The organism is Desulfuromusa kysingii (genome assembly GCF_900107645.1).
Taxonomy (GTDB): Bacteria; Desulfobacterota; Desulfuromonadia; order Desulfuromonadales; family Geopsychrobacteraceae; genus Desulfuromusa; species Desulfuromusa kysingii.
This window is the reverse complement of record NZ_FNQN01000007.1, coordinates 248428-266736: the sequence shown is the minus strand read 5'-3', so window position 1 is coordinate 266736 and position 18309 is coordinate 248428. Positions and strand designations below refer to the sequence as shown.

Genomic DNA, 18309 nt, shown 5'->3' with positions numbered 1-18309 from the left:
AGGCTTGACCATTAATAGTTTTTTGATAGGGAAGGGGGAGGTTCTCCTCCCCCGACCCCCTTAAAAGTTATCGCAAATACAATCAGTCATAAGCGATTCGAAAACCAGTACTACGGTTTTCGGTGGCTATAGCGTAGGGGTCACACCTGTTCTCATCCCGAACACAGAAGTTAAGTCCTACAGCGCCGATGATACTGCATGGGAGACTGTGTGGGAAAGTAGGTCGCCGCCGAAATTATTTAAAACCCCCCAGCAGCTCATTGTTGTTGGGGGGTTTTGTTGTTTATTGATTCTCTTTTTGGGGATTGAATATCTCTTGAAATTAATTGGGCTCTATTTGATATTGTTTTATTTTTCGATGGAGGTTTGATCGTTCTAACCCAATTTCTTCGGCTGTTTTGGAAATATTCCAACTGTTTTCATTTAACTTATTTTCTAAAAACTGTTTTTCAAAGACCTCTTTGGCTTCCCTATAAGAGGAGGGCATATCGAAGGTGTCGAGATCATGTTGTTTGTGTTGACCGTTGTTTTGATTGATTCCAAGAGGTAAGTCAGCGATGTCAATAGTCTTTCCTGGGGTCATGATGACTAATCTTTCAATTAAGTTTTTGAGCTCTCTGACATTTCCCGGCCAATCATAGTTTGCCAGTGCCTTTAAGGCCTCCGGGGAGATAATTTTTCTTTCGCGGCTCTCTTTGCCGCAGAAAAAATGGAGGAAATGTTGGCACAACAGTGGAATATCATCCCTCCGATTACGTAGTGGTGGCACCTGAAAGGGGAGAACGTTGAGGCGGAAAAAAAGATCCTCACGAAATTCCCCGGTTCTAATCTGTTCCTGCAAGTTTTTATTTGTTGCCGCAATAACCCGGACATCCACCTCTATTGTTCTGTTCCCACCGACACGATCGAATTTATGTTCCTGTAGAATGCGTAAAATTTTAGCCTGTGTTTTTAGGCTCATATCGCCTATTTCATCAAGAAATAAAGTGCCTCCATTGGCCTGGTCGAATTTTCCTCTGCGCGCAGCTGTCGCCCCAGTAAAGGCCCCTTTTTCATGACCAAATAGTTCCGATTCAATCAATTCTTCTGGAATGGCGGCACAGTTAATTTCAATAAAAGGTTTATCAGCACGGTTGGATTGTTGATGAATCGCTCGAGCAACAAGTTCTTTGCCGGTTCCATTTTCACCGTTAATTAAGACCCATCCAGAGCTTGGTGCGGCCAATTTTATTTGTTGTTTGAGCTGATCGATTGCAGCACTGTTGCCAATCATCTGGTAATCATGAGCAATCTTTTCTTTAAGGGCTTTGTTTTCAGCGACCAACTGACCAATCTTCATGGCGTTTTGGATCGATAGCAACACTTTTTCAAGTGAAAGGGGTTTTTCTATGAAATCATAGGCACCCAAACGTGTTGCTTTTACTGCCGTTTCGATAGACCCATGACCACTCATCATAATGACTAATTGCTGTGGTCTCATTTGTTTGATTCTTTTCAATGTTTCCATTCCATCAATTCCAGGCATCCATATGTCAAGCAACACCAAATCAGGATCTTCGGACTGGATTATTTTCAAGCACGCCTCTCCCGTTGCGGCAAAAGAGGTGCGAAAACCTTCGTCTTCGAGAATACCTTCCAGGCTAAGACGGATGTTATCTTCATCGTCAACAATAAGTATACTTTTCATCAGGAAAGTCCTTATCTTAAATTGGTGGCAGGAAGTTCAATAATGAATACTGAACCCTTCGGAGTGTTATCTTTAACACGTATATAGCCATTATGATCGGCAATAATGGTCGCAACAATGGCTAAACCGAGACCTGTTCCGGTTTTTTTAGTTGAAAAATAGGGCTCAAATAATCTGGTCTTGTCCTCTGTTGAAATCCCGCAGCCTGAATCGGCAATGGTTAACGTAATGATTTGCAGGTCGCGATTGTATAGTGATTCAAGCCTGATTGTTCCTTTATTTTCGATGGCTGCAATTGCATTTTCGAATAAGTTGATTATGACCCGTTTGATTTGCTCCCGGTCAAACATCGTATTTGGTAGGGTGGGTTCTAGTGAATGTTGGAATGTGATCTGTTTATGCGCTTCACTGTATAGCGTCAAACATTCATTGATAACCTCATTGAGATTATTTTCATTTGGTTTTGTTGCTGGCATACGGGCAAAGTTGGAAAATTCATTGACCAGGTTTTTTAATTCATCGACCTGATCGCTGATCATTTTTGTACAATCGTCAAAGACGTGGTCATCATTTGTAAAGTTCTTTAAATAGCGTCGACGAAGACGTTGTGCAGACAGTTGGATCGGTGTTAACGGGTTCTTGATCTCGTGGGCAATTCTTCGAGCAACCTCTCTCCATGCCGCCATTCTTTGAGCTTTGAAGAGTTGGGTTAAGTCATCAAAGACGACCACCGTGCCGAGGAAATTGTTTTGTTTGTCGCGTAATGTTGTCAGATTAAGCAATAAGGTAAACTTACTATCCCCAATAGGGACCGTTATTTGCTGACGCACCGTTCCGCGTTCTGAATAAAAAAGATCTTTGAGTAGTTCCATGATCTGCGGCATATAGGTATTGGGAATCACTTCGCGAAAATCCTTGCCGAGCATCTTTTCTGCGTTGAAATTGAGTAAATTTTCAGCCGACTTATTTATGGTTGTCAGTCGTCCATAGCGATCGATAGAAATAACACCAGCAGTGACATTCGCTAAAATGATTTCGGTATAATCTCTGCGTCGATCAAGTTCTATATTTGATTTTTGCAACTCCTGATTTGCCGATATGACCTCGATCCTTCCTTGACGCAGATCGCCCGTCATTTTGTTGAAGGCGTTGACCAGTGTCCCGATTTCGTCCGTACTCCGGGTGTTGAGTTGAATATCTAGATCTCCAGAAGCGACTTTTGACGTTGCTTCTGCTAGCTCTTGAATCGGGACCGTTATCCCCCGAGCAAGGTGGAACCCAAACCAGGTTGCAAGGAAAATAATGATCAAAGCAATCAGTAACAGGACAATCACGTAGCTCTGCTGAATTTGCCCTTTTATGGATTTTGTCAATTTATATTGTTCTACCGAGGACGCAATTTCCTTCATCTTGTTGATCAATGAATAAGGCACATAGTAGTTTACAACAACAACACCAACAATATCCTTTGGGTTCCAGTTGGATTGAACCGGGACAATCCCCCGAATTAAATCGGCTTGGCCGACGGGAGTTATTTGTGAGAAACGTATCCCTTGAAGACCTTCGCGGACGGGATCAGAGCTTGCGGTTGTAATTTCGATGATCGGCAGTTTAGGATTAGCGACCCTAACCAACTCTTCTTGCGTTGAAGAAAAGACTTCAACAATCCCAAGGTTATATTCTTCCTGTTTTTCTTTAATCAGCTGTTTTAATTGCGGAAGATTCTCTTCATTGAGGAACTTTCCTTTTTTGATGCGACTACTGAGTTGATCCGCATAATAAAGAGCATTGGCCTCGGAATTACGGTAATAGGTTTGTGCGACGTCTAAGGATTCATCCAAGGCTTTTTCTACCTGGGTATTGAACCAATTATCAATGCTACTGCTTATGAACCCGGCGGAGACAAAAAATAATAGCATCGTTGGGACCAATGAAAGAGCAATGAACGCACCAACAAGTTTACTGCGAAGCTTCGCGCCGGGAACCCCACGCCGTCGCTCTATAAATAACTTAAAGACATTACGAAAAATAAGAAAAAGAAACAGAAGAACGAGAAGGATGTTCAGGTTGATAACTGCAAGAGCAATGATGCTATTGCTGATAGGCAGTTGTGACGTCAACTCGACAAGGCGATTCTCCAGTTGGGGAATCATCAACAATAACAGGAGTGCAAAAAAGATGAGGACCCATTCCCGCCGTTTTCGGTTTGGGGTCTTCTGATTATGTGGTTTTACAGATTTTGTTGTCATGTTCCATCCTAGAAACGACTAATTCTATTAAAAGCATCGAAACAAAACAAGTTTGTTAGATCAATCAATGATGATCCCACTGATTCTGCACTATTGAAGAGAATGATTAAAGCTTAAAGCACGAAAAATAAAAAACAGGCACCCGCTTTATTTAGCGAGGTGCCTGTTTTTTATTTTGGAGCCACCCGTCGGAATTGAACCGACGACCTGATCATTACGAGTGAACTGCTCTACCAACTGAGCTAGGGCGGCAATGATTAAATTTTTATTTCTCTTTTAAACCAAATACTTAGAACCAATATTGTGTAACTTCGAAGGTTGTAAGTAGCTGTAATCGCGTTGAGAAACCCGAGCATTATGGCCTTATAAAAATTTGTTGTCAACATCAAGTAACAAATGCTAAGCAGACAAAACACCACAACACATCGCTAGCAACCAATGATTAATATCTCCTAATGGCTGCCGCTCACGTTGCCTTTTCAGCCTTTATAGCGATAACGAAATTTTACAGGTAACATTTGTTGAAGACCTGTATGCTTTATGAAAGTCGTTTGTGGCATTGAGAGGAAATCTACCTGTTTTTATGATTTGCAAACTGATTAATTTATACTGACTGAGAATTGAAACCAATGATGAATACCAACCCAATAAAAAAATGTCGTTGTCTAAGGTCGCTGGTAAAGGCAACGGCTGCAATTTTTTTGACTATTCCGAGAATCTGCCTTGATGACAAAAAAATTTGAGCTGCTCGCCCCTGGTGGTGATATTGAATCAATCAAAGCTGCCATTGTTGCAGGAGCAGACGCTGTTTATTGTGGCTTGAGTCATTTTAATGCTCGCAATCGAGCCATTAATATTGAAATTGGGGATCTGAATCTGATTTTGCATCTTGCTCATAGCAATCAATGCAAAGTGTATTTAACAATCAATATTCTCATAATCGATAATGAATTTAGATCTCTTGTTAACTTACTGAATAAGCTGGTCAATACCACTCTTGATGGGGTGATTGTTCAGGATTTAGGATTGCTTTATCTGCTTTCCACTCAATTTAAGAGTCTTGAAATTCATGCATCGACTCAACTCACGAGTCATAACGCAGGCCAGATTGTGTTTTTAGGCCAATTGGGTGTGGAACGGATTAACTTGTGTCGAGAGCTCAATATTGATGAGGTCGCAGGCTTGGTTGATATTGGTCACAAGCAGGGGATTTCCAGCGAAGTCTTTGTCCATGGCTCCTATTGCCTCGGTTTTTCAGGTATTTGTTATTTCAGTTCTGTTCTTGAAGGTAAATCCGGAAATCGTGGTCGTTGTAGTCAACAGTGTCGTGACCAATACCAGGTCACAAAACAAGGAAACCGATTTCCACTGAACCTTAAGGATAACTCAGTTTTTAAGGACTTGAATCTCCTCGCGCAAGCAGGGGTGGATGCATTGAAAATCGAAGGGCGAATGAAGAAATATGATTACGTCTATACGGTGGTCAATTCCTGGCGTCAATTGCTCAATCAATTTTATTCCAGTGGAAAAACCCAGAATGATGACACCGCGATTTACCGGGTTTTTAATCGCACTTTCACCAACGGTTTCTTGTTAGGAGAAATCGATAGAGACATGTTTATTGATAATCCTCGTGACAGTTCCGCCCTCCATTTTTCTGAAAAAGATGACCTGTATGCTGCGAGGAATCACATTGAAAGGGATGTGACAGTCAAGATAGAAAAGCTCCGGGCGCAGACTTTGCCGTTAAGTATTAAATTGTCAGGGGCGGCAGGTGAGCGGTTACAGATTGTTGTGCGTGCTGCTGACAATATTATTCATTTATCTTCAAGAAGTTACCTTGCTGCAAATGGAACCATTGTTGCCGGGCAGAAGAAAGGTTTGCACCCTGCCATTAGCTTGGATCGTGACAGTTTACAGCAACATTTCGAATTTCATACTGACAGCAGGTATCGCTTGGGAGACTTTGATTTAAGCGAACTGGAGTCGCAGGTGCTTCTGTCGCAGAAAGAGCTGACAGGAATTCATAAAAAAATTCGATCTTTTTTAAACCATGGAACCAATGGCGTTGCTCCTGTTGAGTTACCGCGACTACCTCGACAGCGGCACGAAAGGCTTAAACCAAATCTTTCTATACTGATTTCTTCCGCTGAGCAGCTCGCAGCTTGTCGTGATTCAACCGCCACTATTTATTTTCAGTTGCCAAGTTATTTGCAACATAATTATGGCAAATTTGTCGATCTTTTTCGAGAACACCGGCAGCTGATCCCTTGGTTTCCAGCTGTTCTTATTGGTGCTGATTACAGCGCTGCGGTTCAATTGTTGCGCCTGCTGCGCCCCCAACAGATTGTTACGAATAACATGGGTATTGGCTATGAAGCATTCAAGATGGGGATTTCGTGGGTAGCCGGGCCTTATCTGAACAGTATTAATTCTTACACTCTATTGTGTTTAAAGGAAAAATTTAACTGTTCAGGAGCTTTTATTTCCAATGAACTGAGTCAAGACCAGATCAAGATGATAACCAAGCCAGTTGGATTTGATCTTTATTATAGCCTTTATCATCCGATTACTTTGTTGACCAGCCGTCAGTGTTTGGTGCAGCGGATTGATGGTTGTGAAAAAAAGGTTGTCGATGCTGATTGCATTCAGAATTGTACCCGAACAGCCACGATCACTGATATGAAGAACCGGTCACTTTATATTGCTAAAAGTCGTGGCAATTATCAGTGTCTCTACCACTGCAAACATTTTCTGAATAGTGAAATTGTTACCGACTTACCGCACATGTTTACTCAGTTTTTAATCGATTTGAATCCGATCAAAAATGAAACTACAGTCCAATGGGAGCCAGCATCTCTTATTGAACTTTTTGAACGACTCGTAACTGGTGACCCTCAAGCTAGGGAGGAATTAGAGGTGGTTATTCAGAACACCAGCAACGAACCCTATCACCGAGGTATTTGACCTGGTCCGTAGGAATAGCATAAGCTTGAACTTTATGCGAAATGACAATTTAGATGAACCTTTGTCGTTCTGCCTATCTACAGATCTAAAGTAAAATATCTTGACAGAACCGTCTTGTTCGCATATATCTCTATCTAAGAATTGTTCTTACATCGCTGAGTGAATTAAATTTATGGATCTTATCTTATCAAAACGTCTTGAACTTTTTACCCGAACTTGTCGGGAAAAAGATCTTCGTATAACTCCACAGCGATTAGAGATTTTCAAACAGTTAGCGTTGGCCGTGGATCATCCAAGCGCCGAAAAATTGCATCAACGGTTGTTGGAGCGCATGCCGACATTATCTCTGGATACGGTTTATCGGACACTCGGGACATTCTTGGAACTGGGGTTGATCAGTAAAGTTGAAACGGTTGAAAGTCAGGCCCATTTTGAGGTAGCCGAAATGCAGCATCATCACTTGATTTGTCAAAAGTGCAAAAAGATTATTGATTTTGAATGGAAGCAGGTGGATGAAGCGGACCTGCCAGATGAGATTCAATTATTTGGAAATTTTAAACGCAAAAGTGTTGTGGTTTATGGGACCTGTCGAGAGTGTATGGAATAATTCCTTTTTTTTATGCTGCATATAGGAATTATTATTATCTGAGATATAAAACTAATTAGTTCTGATACAATGATTGATCGGTACGGTTTGTCAACCTACTTACGAATGAAGGAGGAGTGTTTATGGGTCAGCAAGGGAAATGTCCAGTAACAGGTAAGACGAGTAGACAGGTGGCAGGTGGAGGAACATCCAATCGAGATTGGTGGCCGAATCAGCTGAATCTTCGTATTCTTCACCAGAATTCATCGTTATCCACTCCTATGGGAGACGATTATACCTACGCTGAAGAGTTCAAAACGCTGGATCTAAATGCTATAAAACAAGATCTCTATGCGCTTATGACCGATTCTCAGGATTGGTGGCCAGCGGATTACGGTCATTATGGTGGATTGTTTATTCGTATGGCATGGCATAGCGCTGGAACCTACCGTATGGGCGATGGACGTGGTGGCGCGGGCACTGGTAATCAACGCTTAGCCCCCTTAAACAGTTGGCCTGACAACGTAAACTTGGACAAAGCGCGTCGTTTGTTGTGGCCAATCAAACAAAAATACGGAAAGAAAATTTCATGGGCTGATCTGATGATACTCGCAGGTAACTGCGCACTTGAATCTATGGGGTTTAAAACTTTCGGCTTCGGCGGTGGACGCGAGGATATTTGGGAACCGGAAGAAGATATCTACTGGGGTTCTGAAGATGAATGGTTGGCGACCAGTGATAAGCCCAAAAGCCGTTACAGTGGTGAACGTGATCTTGAAAATCCCCTGGCTGCGGTGCAAATGGGGCTGATTTATGTAAATCCAGAAGGTCCTGATGGTAATCCTGACGCTGTCGCATCTGGTCTCGATGTTCGTGAAACTTTCGCCCGTATGGCGATGAATGATGAGGAAACCGTTGCGCTCGTTGCAGGCGGTCATACCTTCGGCAAATGTCATGGAGCCGGTGACGCTAGTCATGTTGGTCCCGATCCAGAAGCTGCCGGTATTGAAGAGATGGGGCTGGGATGGAAGAGTAGTTTCGGTCGTGGTCATGGTGATGATACCATCAGTAGCGGTATCGAAGGAGCCTGGAACCCCACTCCGACGAAGTGGGACATGGCATATTTTGATACCCTTTTTGGTTATGACTGGAACCTGGTAAAAAGTCCGGCCGGAGCTTTCCAGTGGGTGCCAAGTGATCCAGCAGCAGCCACTGCAGTGCCGGGAGCCCAGGATTCATCTAAGAGGCAACCTCCGATTATGACTACCGCAGATCTCTCTTTGAGGATGGATCCTATTTACAAGCCGATTGCAAAACGTTTTCATGAAAACCCTGAAGAGTTTGCTGATGCTTTTGCTCGTGCATGGTTCAAGCTGACGCATAGAGATATGGGCCCCCGCTCACGTTATCTTGGTTCCGAAGTCCCTGAAGAGGAGCTTATTTGGCAGGATCCTATCCCTGAGCTTAATCATGAGCTGATCGATAGCCAGGATATCGTTAGCCTGAAAGGCAAGATCCTTGATTCTGGATTGTCGGTACAGCAATTGGTTTCGACTGCTTGGGCATCCGCGTCGACATATCGAGACTCCGATAAACGTGGTGGAGCTAATGGTGCACGTATCCGCCTCGCACCACAAAAAGATTGGGCCGTTAATGAACCGGAACAATTGACGAAAGTGTTGTCCGTTCTTGAAGAAATTCAAAAGGAATTTAATCAGGCTCAGACTGACGGTAAAAAAGTTTCGATCGCTGACTTGATTGTTTTAGGTGGCTGTGCCGCCATTGAAAAAGCAGCGCAAGACATTGGTCAGGAAGTTAGTGTCCCCTTTGTTCCAGGACGCACAGACGCCTCACAGGAACAAACTGACATTGAATCATTCAAAGTTCTCGAGCCGCGGGCAGATGGTTTTCGTAACTATCTTCAAGGTCCATTCCCAGTCACGGCAGAAGAGTTGTTGGTTGACAGATCACAATTGTTAACATTGACTGCTCCTGAAATGACCGTTCTCGTAGGTGGTTTACGCGTACTAGGGGCAAACTATGGGCAATCAGATTATGGCGTCTTTACGGCACGGCCAGGGATGCTCACTAATGATTTTTTTGTCAATCTCCTTGATATGGGGACGACTTGGAAGGCTGTTTCCGATACGGACGATCTATTTCATGGGTACGATCGCACCACCGGTGAACTCAAATGGACGGGCACACGCACAGATCTAATTTTTGGTTCTAACTCTCAACTGAGAGCTCTTGCTGAGGTCTATGGCAGTGACGATTCCGAGGGGAAATTCCTGCATGACTTTATTGCTGCATGGAATAAGGTTATGAATCTTGACCGTTTTGAGTTGAGTTGAGTTTAACTTTTGAGGTTTTACAGCGATAGGAATTGACATTTGTAGAAGAAAAGGTTAATTCAAACACATAAAAAAGCCGAAGAATCAATAGTCGTCATTTTTTTAATGGCGACTATTGATGTATTATAGAACATTTAAAGGAGAAAGAATCATGTCAAGTATCAAAGGAACAGAAACAGAAAAAAATCTACTGAAGTCTTTTGCTGGGGAATCTCAAGCGCGTACCCGTTACACTTATTTTGCCAGCATCGCAAAAAAAGAGGGTTATGTTCAGATTGCTGATATCTTTGAAGAGACTGCTAATCAAGAAAAAGAGCATGCCAAACGCTTCTTTAAATTCCTTGAGGGGGGTGAATTAGAAATCACCGCCATGTACCCTGCTGGTAAAATGGGGACCACAGTTGAAAACCTTTTGGAATCTGCAACGGGTGAGAACGAAGAGCATTCCGAGCTTTACCCCGCTTTTGCCGCTGTTGCTAAAGCGGAAGGTTTCCCCGAAATTGCGGCTGCCTGGAATGCCATTTCTGTTTCAGAAAAACAACATGAAAAACGTTTTCGTGACCTGTTGGCAAATATCGAATCAGATCAGGTCTTTAAGCGTAAGGAAGAGGTGACCTGGCGCTGTAGAAATTGCGGATATATATTTACCGGCGTAGCGGCTCCTGAACTCTGCCCAGCCTGTATCCATCCTCAAGCTCACTTTGAATTGCTTGGTGAAAACTGGTAGATTCGATTTGTCATCCATGAAATCAAGAGCCCCTCGTTGATATTGAGGGGCTTTTTTTCTATTGAATCCTGCGGTTGAATGGGATGTGGTTGAGACAAGGCCCTAGAGATAGCGCGACTTTGTCGCTACTCTGTTTATCGATGTTGAGATCGCTGTGCAACTTGTTGACATTGATATGGGTGGATTTATACTTAATATTATTATCTTTTTTAAATATGTTGCAAGGCATACAGTGTTGGCAGCATTAATCTGTATGGCACGCTATTTTGATACAAAAATATCGAGTAGATGTCATGTTAGAGATAAAAGTTATTGATCCATCTGAGTCCAAGTTAAGGGGGATATGAAGCGATTATTCTATAATTTATCTTTGCGGGGGAAACTGACATTTATTACGACCCTGACATGTTGCCTCATGCTCCTGTTAACTTTGGTCGTCGTTATTGCCATGCAACGGGTTTCGTTGCGAAACGAGCTGCTTCAAGATGGCCAGATGCTTGCTCGGAATATCAGTGACAACTGTGTTGCCGCTCTGTCTCATCACGACCCTCAGGCTGCAGCTTTGGTTCTTGAGCCTTTAACAGCGACCCATCGCGTTATTGGTGCCCGGTTATTTGATCAGAAGCAAACTGTTGTTGCTCAATATGATCGTCACAGGGAAGAAGATCCTGAAATAGATGAACCTACGGTGGAACCCTCATTGCCGCGAGGCTATGATTTTTTCCAAAACTATTTGGATATTCTGCAACCCGTTGTGTCCGATGGCCAAGTGCTAGGTCAACTGCTGTTGAGAGTTGACATGGCGCAGATCAATGATGTTTTGACCCGCTATTTGTGGGTGGGTGGGATCGTTTTTATTGTTTATTCCTGTTTGGCATTCTTAATGGCCAGTGGCTTGCAGAGGCTTGTTTCTAATCCGATAAACGCCTTGCTTGTCTCGATGCAAACAATCTCCCGAGAAAAGGACTATACGCTCCGAGTAGAAAAAAACAGTCACGATGAATTGGGTCGATTGTTTGATGGCTTCAACGCGATGCTGGCTGAAATCGAGGTTCGTGATCAGGAGTTGCGAGAGAGTGAAGCTAATCTCAAGTATCTGGTGAATCATGATTCGCTCACCAAAGTTGCCAATCGATCACTATTCCACGATCGACTTGACCACGCTCTGGCACGTGCAAAGCGTATAAAGTCACGCCTGGCAATCCTTTTTATTGATTTGGACCGGTTTAAAAATATCAATGATTCTCTGGGGCACGATATCGGTGACCTTGTCCTGTGTGTGGTCGCTGATCGTTTGGGACGTTTGGTCAGAGATGCTGATACTTTAGCCAGAAATGGTGGGGATGAGTTTGTCATCATTCTTGATCAGGTTAAAAAAACCAATGATGTGAGTCGGTATGTCCAGAAACTGTCACGAGAACTCGCCAAAACGATTGAGGTTTCCGGTCAAAATCTGCATGTCTCAGCGAGCATCGGAGTCAGCCTTTACCCTGAAAATGGTGAAGAGGCTGGAACTCTGATGAAGGCTGCCGATGTTGCTATGTATAAAAGCAAGAATAATGGTGGTGATAGTTATCAGTTTTATAGTGCAGAGATGAATGTTGATTCCCGTGAATCGCTGTTGCTTGAACATCAACTTCGAGATGCTCTAGAGCAAAAGCAAATGTTGCTTTATTATCATCCCCAATACGAATTGAAGTCTGGACAATTGGTTGGTTTTGAGGCTTTGATTCGTTGGAATCATCCGGAGTTAGGTCTTGTCTCCCCCCTCGATTTTATCCCGATGGCTGAGGAAAGTGGTTTAATAGTCCCTATTGGCGAGTGGGTTTTGTATACCGCTTGTAAACAAATGAAGGCAATACAGGATAAATGGAAACTACCGTTGACCATGGCTGTGAATCTTTCACCACGGCAATTTCTTCATCCTTCGTTGGTACAAACTGTTGCTGAAGTTCTTTATCGCACCAAACTCAAACCCTGCTTTCTCGAACTTGAAATTACCGAAAGTATGGTTATGGGTGATATTGATCAATCTATCAGTAAGATGAATGAATTTGAAAAGATGGGGGTGTCATTAGCTATTGATGATTTTGGTACAGGTTATTCTTCGCTTGAATATCTGAAAAAATTTCCGATTACTAAATTAAAGATTGATCAATCCTTTGTGCGGGAACTGGGTCGTGATGATAACGATAGCGCTATTGTGAATTCGGTTATTGCTTTAGGCAAGGGTTTGAATTTAAGAGTTATTGCCGAAGGAATTGAAACGGTTGAACAACTGGATCTGCTTCGGCAGGAGGGATGCGATGAAGGGCAAGGATATTTGTTCAGCAAACCTCTGCCTGTCAATGCCTTATCGGCTTTGTTGGATTCGGTGCTTATCAATAATCCTGAAGGTCTTACGCAAATGGGGCAAAAATCCTAATCACCTCACGCGTTTTTCGCTTTTATCGTTTGCCAAAAAAAGATCCCAGAACGCCACGGATGATTTGTCGACCGAGTTGACTGCCGATGGATCTGGCCGCACTTTTAACCATGGCTTCAGCCACACTTTGACGTTGGCGTCCAGAGTTTTTTCGCGGTAACTTTTCAGCCTTCAACTGTTCTTTTTCCGCTTTTTTCCGGGCGAGTTCAGCTTGCTGCTCCTGGGCCGTTTCGGCCGCTTTCTTTTTTAATAATTCATACGCCGATTCACGGTCAACGGGTTGACTATAACGGTTGCCGATCGGGGAACGTTGCATCTGGGTTTGACGCTCAGCTTGACTGATCGGCCCGATCTGGCTTTCTGGTGGAGAAATCAGCACCCGTTCGACAGGGGTCGGTGCACCCTTGTGGTCTAATATGGAAACCAACGCTTCCCCGGTGCCTAGTTGAGTGACTACTTCTTGGGTGTCAAATTCGGGGTTGGCACGGAAGGCATCAGCGACGGCTTTGACGGTTTTGCGATCTTTCGCAGTAAAAGCACGTAAGGCATGTTCAATCTTCATCCCCAGTTGACCAAGAATATCTTCAGGAATATCCAATGGGCTTTGGGTGACAAAATAAATACCGACCCCTTTAGAACGAATAAGACGGACGACTTGCTCAATTTTATTTAAAAGGCTTTTGGGGGCATCGTTAAAGAGCAGATGTGCCTCATCAAAAAAAAGGACGAGCTTGGGGCGGTCAGCATCACCGACTTCCGGGAGTTGCTCAAACAGTTCGGCTAATAGCCAGAGGAGAAAAGCCGCATAGACACGAGGTGAACGATGGATCAAGGTGCTGGCATCAAGAAGGCTGATGACACCACGGCCCGAAAAATCACAGTGCATGAGGTCTTCCAACTGGAGAGCAGGCTCTCCGAAAAACTGATCTGCACCTTGCTCTTCCAAGACGAGCAAGCGACGTTGAATGGCTCCAATACTCGCAGATGAAATATTGCCATATTCGTTGCGCAACTGTTTCGCATTCTCTCCCATCCAGAGAAGTAGGGAGCGCAGATCTTTGAGATCGAGTAGCAGCATCCCTTCATCATCGGCAATTTCGAAAGCCGCGTAAATAACACCGCTTTGGGTTTCATTCAGCTCTAACAGGTTTGCCAGGAGCAGAGGTCCCATTTCTGAAATGGTTGTTCTGACCGGATGACCTTGATCGTTATCAATGCTCCAAAACAGGGTCGGGCAAGGTTGAGGTTGATAATCAGGAAGGGGGATCTGTGCCAGCCTTTCATCGATTTTTGGATGTGCTTTCCCCGCGGCGGCAAGCCCCGATAGGTCCCCTTTGATGTCCGCTGCGAAAACTGGCACACCGAGTTTTGAAAAACCTTCAGCGAGAACTTGTAGGGTGACTGTCTTTCCTGTGCCTGTCGCTCCTGCGACTAAACCATGGCGATTACTCATCTGCCCTAATTGTTGAATTAATTGTCCATGGCTTGCGCCGAGATTTAAAACAGGGATAGCCATTTTGATCTCCGAACGGAAACTGACGATGAAATAATTATTGTGAAACTCCGATGATCTGCTGCTTCAGGCGTAAAAATTCTTCACGAGTGATCAATTCGTCATTGAGCATCTGGTTGAGTTTCGTTAATTCCTGAATTTGGGTCGAATCTGCCGCTTCCAGTTGTTTTATTTCAGGGGAATTGGTGGTCTCAATCAGTTGCAAATTATCATCCTTGTGTCCGAGCTTCATGGTCGCCATTCCACCCATGAGGCTGATTTCTAATGTCCGGTCGCTAAATGCCGGGTTAGACATCAGATCGTTAAGCTTTTGCCTGTGGGCTTTAAAATAGTGATAAAAATAGTAACCTGATGCCCCAATCAGACCGATTCCGAGCAGAGTTATCAGCCAGCGGAAATCGTAAATCCCTTTAATGACAACAACAGTGATCCCGAGACCGACGATCAATAGGACGTGGAGCACAAGAACCAGGTAGCCAAGAATGACACCGTTAAAAACCCCTTTATTTTGTTCGTTGTAAAGTTTCATTCTGTTATGCTTCTCTTGGTGATAGTTAGGTCTGTAAAAGATACCACAGCTGTCAGAAATGATAAAACATATCTGTATGTGATCGGAGGTTTGTCTGTAGAATGAATATTCTCGGCATAGATATTGGGGGCAGTTCTATCAAAGGGGCGATTGTGGATTCTGAGACTGGACGCCACTCGTCCGAGTGGCTGGAACTCGAGACCCCTCAACCTGCGATTCCTGAGGCGGTTGCCGAAGCGGTGGCTCGGTTGGCCCAAAAATGTCATTGGACTGGCGTGATTGGTTGTGGCTTTCCAGCGGTGGTGCAAAAAGGGATCGCACAAACGGCTGCCAATATTGATATCAGCTGGATTGGGACCAATGTACAACAATTGTTACAGGATAACACCGGCTGCCCTTGCGCCGTGGTTAACGATGCGGACGCTGCTGGTCTGGCTGAGATGAGGTTTGGAGCCGGTCGTGGAAGCGATGGAACCGTTCTGATTTTAACCCTGGGTACCGGAATTGGCTCAGCGCTATTTTCGCACGGTGTGCTGTTTCCCAACTTGGAATTAGGTGCTTTACCGCTCCACGGTTCTACCGCTGAAAATTATGCATCGGCCGCAGTACGGACAAGACACCAGTTAAGTTGGCAGGACTGGGCCATGCGTTTGAATGAGTTTATGCCTATTGTGGAGAGGTTGCTCTCTCCAGAGTTGATCCTCATCGGTGGTGGTGTGAGTAGCAACAGTCAGCAATTTTTCCCTTTTTTACGTACCAATGCACGACTGTTGCCCGCTCAATTGCAAAACTATGCTGGAGCGGTCGGCGCTGCATGTTATGCCGCATTGAATTGCACCGCAGAGGGTGATTTTTATTGAAGCGTTTCTTCCAGATACCCCAGAAAGCGTTGCCATGATTTCACATCAGCATCTTTACGGTATCGATCAGAACCAAAAACACTGAAAGCATGAGGTGCGCCACTATAGGTGATCATCTCGTGAGCTATTTGAGATTGCTCCAATTCTTCTGTAAGATTCGCAAAGTCACGCATTGTTACCGAGGTGTCTGCTGAGCCATGCAGAATAAGAAGCTTTCCTTTCGTCTGTGAATAATCTTGTCCCTCTGGAGTTGTCAATCCGCCATGGAAAGTGACAAATCCTTTGAGGTCTTTGCCCGATCTGGCATATTCAAGAACGACAGTGCCACCAAAACAGTAGCCCATTGCGATTGCATTTTCGATATCAGCTCCTTCTGCTTTGGCGGCAGCAAAGCTTCCCTCAAGAAGGTTTCGCATGCGAGTCCTATCACGATAAAGTGCGGCGGTTAGTTCTCTTTTGTCAGCAGTATCGGTTGGCCGAACACCTTTCCCGAACATATCCGCAGCAAAAACAGCATAACCCTGCTCTGCAAGCATCTGGGATCGCTTGATTTCATAGTCGGTCAAACCGTCCCAGTCATGAATTAAAAGAACCAGCGGTGCGTTTGTTTGTGGGCTGATATAGTACCCTTCGAATTCTTCCCCATTAATAACGTAGCTTACTGTGTGACCTTGAGCGTAAACCGTAGAGGCAAATAACAGTAAAACAAGAAAGATCAGCAACTGTTTCATATTTATTCTCCCGTCGAATAGATTACTATTTTGGTTAACTTTACCATGTTTTTCATTTATTTGAAGTCGACAGGGGTCTATTTTGTTTAAATCACGATTTTTGCAGGGACTTCTGGTTCTGACTTTTAACCCTTGGTATGGATGGTGGTGCTTTGAGAGGTCGCTAGTAGCTGTTAATTGCGTTGAAATTATTTTGAGAAAAAGACCGGTATTTGGGTTGTATGGATAAAAAATGGGGACCAAATGGTCCCCATTTTTTATAAGAATTTAACTTCGCGTTTTAATTTTATTCTGTTGCACCACAAGCAACTTCAACCCGGCGATTCATTGAACGACCTTCGCTTGTTGCGTTGTCAGCTATCGGCTGGGTTTCACCAAAGCCTTGGACCTGAAGCCTTGAAGCCGAGATATCAAACTTGTCGACCAAAGCCTTCACAACCGCTGCGGCACGACGTTCAGAGAGCTTTTGGTTGTATTCTGCTGGACCTTGACTGTCTGTGTGTCCCAAAATCACAACTTGATTACCAGGGTAGTCGTTGATGCATTGTGCTGCTCTGGCAATTTCTCCAAGGTATTGATCCGAAACTGTATTACTATCGTGACCAAAGTTAATTTTTAAGGTCAGCTTGGTCGGGCAACCAGTTGCATCAACCGAGACGCCCTGTGGAGTCCCTGGGCACTTATCCATGTAATCAAAGACGCCGTCACCGTCGCTGTCGAGAGGACAGCCAACTTTGTCTACTGGAGCACCTTTAGGAGTATTGGGGCATTTGTCCTGCGCATCGATGACACCGTCACCATCACTGTCCTTTGGTGGGATGACAACCGGTTTCGGGGCTGGTTTAGGAGCAGGTTTCGGGGCTGCTTTAGTGAGGAAAACCTGATTGATGAAGTTTGCCATGCTGGCGTCGTCTGCCAACATATTATCGGTGGTAGCAAAGCCACACTGACCAGCCTCAGCAATCTCGTTCATCACATCTTGCCCGGAACCATTTCTTTCATTGCCAATGGCGATGGTATAGATGCAAAGGTTTTTGCCCAGCATACCTTTAAGTTCTTTTGCTGCTGCTGGTGCATCGTCCATATCCAGACCGTCACTGACGACGATCAAAGCCGCTGGCCCTGATGCTGATTTCAGGTCATTCCCTGCGGCTTGCAGGGCTGCCGCCATAGGAGTTTCACCACCGACATACTTGATTTTACTTAAGCCATCATGGAAGCTGGCTTTATTATAAGCACTCATGCCATAGAGCAGATCAGTCGCACTTTTTGACCGATAGCTGCTGTGTCCCAGACTCCGCAACCCACTGTTGTAGTTTAAGTCAGCAGGGATTCCTTGGTTAATCCGTTTAACCAGGTCGCGAGCCACAAGAAAGTCATTCTGGCCATTTTCGTCCATACTCAAAGAAGAATCGAGTATGATTTGAAAATTGTCGACTTTAGGAGCGTATTTATCTCCTGCGGATGACGAACTGCTTGTGTCAAGCGATTGCAAAGGGGGTTGCATTTTGGGTGCACAGCTGGCAAGCAATGCGACGAGAGCGAGCGAAATTAAAATGTGTTGACCGTGTTTCATGAAAAAATCCTCTCTTTGTTCTTGAGTGTTGTTGTCTCCTTAATGAGAACCCTAACAGTCTATCACTTAAAAATCCGTAGTCAAGCCATAATGATGACCAATTGA

Annotated in this window: 12 protein-coding genes, 1 tRNA gene and 1 rRNA gene; 7 read left to right on the top strand and 7 right to left on the bottom strand. The window is 44.2% G+C overall.

Annotated features, from left to right (window positions below; genetic code table 11):
• The first annotated feature begins 118 nt into the window (after nucleotides 1-118).
• A 5S ribosomal RNA gene (gene rrf, locus BLU87_RS12665) occupies nucleotides 119-235 on the top strand.
• 87 nt (nucleotides 236-322) lie between these two features.
• Here rrf and BLU87_RS12660 read toward each other — a convergent pair.
• From BLU87_RS12660 to BLU87_RS12650, 3 genes are all read right to left on the bottom strand, one after another.
• Complete coding sequence (locus BLU87_RS12660; RefSeq protein WP_092349133.1) at nucleotides 323-1690, bottom strand: sigma-54-dependent transcriptional regulator; 1368 nt, start codon at nucleotides 1688-1690, stop codon at nucleotides 323-325.
• Nucleotides 1691-1698: 8 nt separating this feature from the next.
• Complete coding sequence (locus BLU87_RS12655) at nucleotides 1699-3936, bottom strand: sensor histidine kinase (protein ID WP_092349130.1); 2238 nt, start codon at nucleotides 3934-3936, stop codon at nucleotides 1699-1701.
• Nucleotides 3937-4112: 176 nt separating this feature from the next.
• Nucleotides 4113-4188: transfer RNA gene (locus tag BLU87_RS12650), tRNA-Thr, on the bottom strand.
• A gap of 474 nt (nucleotides 4189-4662) precedes the next feature.
• Here BLU87_RS12650 and BLU87_RS12645 point away from each other — a divergent pair.
• The 5 genes from BLU87_RS12645 (at nucleotide 4663) to BLU87_RS12625 (ending at nucleotide 12995) form a co-directional block, all read left to right on the top strand.
• A complete protein-coding gene (locus BLU87_RS12645) occupies nucleotides 4663-6903 on the top strand; it encodes a peptidase U32 family protein (RefSeq protein ID WP_245706490.1) in 2241 nt (746 codons plus the stop codon).
• Nucleotides 6904-7075: 172 nt separating this feature from the next.
• Nucleotides 7076-7510, top strand: coding sequence for a Fur family transcriptional regulator (locus BLU87_RS12640; RefSeq protein ID WP_092349124.1), 435 nt, complete (start codon nucleotides 7076-7078; stop codon nucleotides 7508-7510).
• A 122-nt stretch (nucleotides 7511-7632) separates the two neighbouring features.
• Nucleotides 7633-9843: a catalase/peroxidase HPI gene (gene katG / locus BLU87_RS12635; protein WP_092349121.1), complete on the top strand. Its 2211-nt coding sequence runs from the start codon at nucleotides 7633-7635 to the stop codon at nucleotides 9841-9843.
• 151 nt (nucleotides 9844-9994) lie between these two features.
• Entirely contained in the window at nucleotides 9995-10570 is a 576-nt protein-coding gene (rbr, locus tag BLU87_RS12630; RefSeq protein ID WP_092349118.1) for a rubrerythrin, read from the top strand.
• Nucleotides 10571-10913: 343 nt separating this feature from the next.
• Complete coding sequence (locus tag BLU87_RS12625; RefSeq protein WP_092349115.1) at nucleotides 10914-12995, top strand: putative bifunctional diguanylate cyclase/phosphodiesterase; 2082 nt, start codon at nucleotides 10914-10916, stop codon at nucleotides 12993-12995.
• A 22-nt stretch (nucleotides 12996-13017) separates the two neighbouring features.
• Here the strand turns inward: BLU87_RS12625 and BLU87_RS12620 are convergent, their stop codons facing one another.
• A complete protein-coding gene (locus BLU87_RS12620) occupies nucleotides 13018-14511 on the bottom strand; it encodes a helicase HerA-like domain-containing protein (protein ID WP_092349112.1) in 1494 nt (497 codons plus the stop codon).
• Between the two features lie 34 nt (nucleotides 14512-14545).
• On the bottom strand, nucleotides 14546-15037 hold the full coding sequence (locus BLU87_RS12615; RefSeq protein WP_092349109.1) for an SHOCT domain-containing protein: 492 nt from the start codon (nucleotides 15035-15037) through the stop codon (nucleotides 14546-14548).
• Between the two features lie 101 nt (nucleotides 15038-15138).
• Between BLU87_RS12615 and ppgK the strand changes: the two genes are divergently transcribed.
• On the top strand, nucleotides 15139-15897 hold the full coding sequence (gene ppgK, locus BLU87_RS12610) for a polyphosphate--glucose phosphotransferase (RefSeq protein ID WP_092349106.1): 759 nt from the start codon (nucleotides 15139-15141) through the stop codon (nucleotides 15895-15897).
• Here ppgK and BLU87_RS12605 read toward each other — a convergent pair.
• Together BLU87_RS12605 and BLU87_RS12600 are read right to left on the bottom strand one after the other, a co-directional pair.
• Nucleotides 15891-16628: a dienelactone hydrolase family protein gene (locus tag BLU87_RS12605; protein WP_092349103.1), complete on the bottom strand. Its 738-nt coding sequence runs from the start codon at nucleotides 16626-16628 to the stop codon at nucleotides 15891-15893. The genes ppgK and BLU87_RS12605 overlap by 7 nt on opposite strands.
• Nucleotides 16629-16914: 286 nt before the next feature.
• Nucleotides 16915-18204, bottom strand: a complete 1290-nt coding sequence (locus tag BLU87_RS12600) for an OmpA family protein (RefSeq protein WP_092349100.1) — start codon at nucleotides 18202-18204, stop codon at nucleotides 16915-16917.
• Nucleotides 18205-18309: the final 105 nt, after the last annotated feature.

Coding starts and splice junctions, on each gene's coding strand:
- BLU87_RS12655 (WP_092349130.1), bottom strand. CDS start 3,936: ATGACAACAAAATCTGTAAAACCACATAATCAGAAGACCCCAAACCGA.
- BLU87_RS12645 (WP_245706490.1), top strand. CDS start 4,663: ATGACAAAAAAATTTGAGCTGCTCGCCCCTGGTGGTGATATTGAATCA.
- BLU87_RS12640 (WP_092349124.1), top strand. CDS start 7,076: ATGGATCTTATCTTATCAAAACGTCTTGAACTTTTTACCCGAACTTGT.
- katG (WP_092349121.1), top strand. CDS start 7,633: ATGGGTCAGCAAGGGAAATGTCCAGTAACAGGTAAGACGAGTAGACAG.
- rbr (WP_092349118.1), top strand. CDS start 9,995: ATGTCAAGTATCAAAGGAACAGAAACAGAAAAAAATCTACTGAAGTCT.
- BLU87_RS12625 (WP_092349115.1), top strand. CDS start 10,914: ATGAAGCGATTATTCTATAATTTATCTTTGCGGGGGAAACTGACATTT.
- BLU87_RS12620 (WP_092349112.1), bottom strand. CDS start 14,511: ATGGCTATCCCTGTTTTAAATCTCGGCGCAAGCCATGGACAATTAATT.
- BLU87_RS12615 (WP_092349109.1), bottom strand. CDS start 15,037: ATGAAACTTTACAACGAACAAAATAAAGGGGTTTTTAACGGTGTCATT.
- ppgK (WP_092349106.1), top strand. CDS start 15,139: ATGAATATTCTCGGCATAGATATTGGGGGCAGTTCTATCAAAGGGGCG.
- BLU87_RS12605 (WP_092349103.1), bottom strand. CDS start 16,628: ATGAAACAGTTGCTGATCTTTCTTGTTTTACTGTTATTTGCCTCTACG.
- BLU87_RS12600 (WP_092349100.1), bottom strand. CDS start 18,204: ATGAAACACGGTCAACACATTTTAATTTCGCTCGCTCTCGTCGCATTG.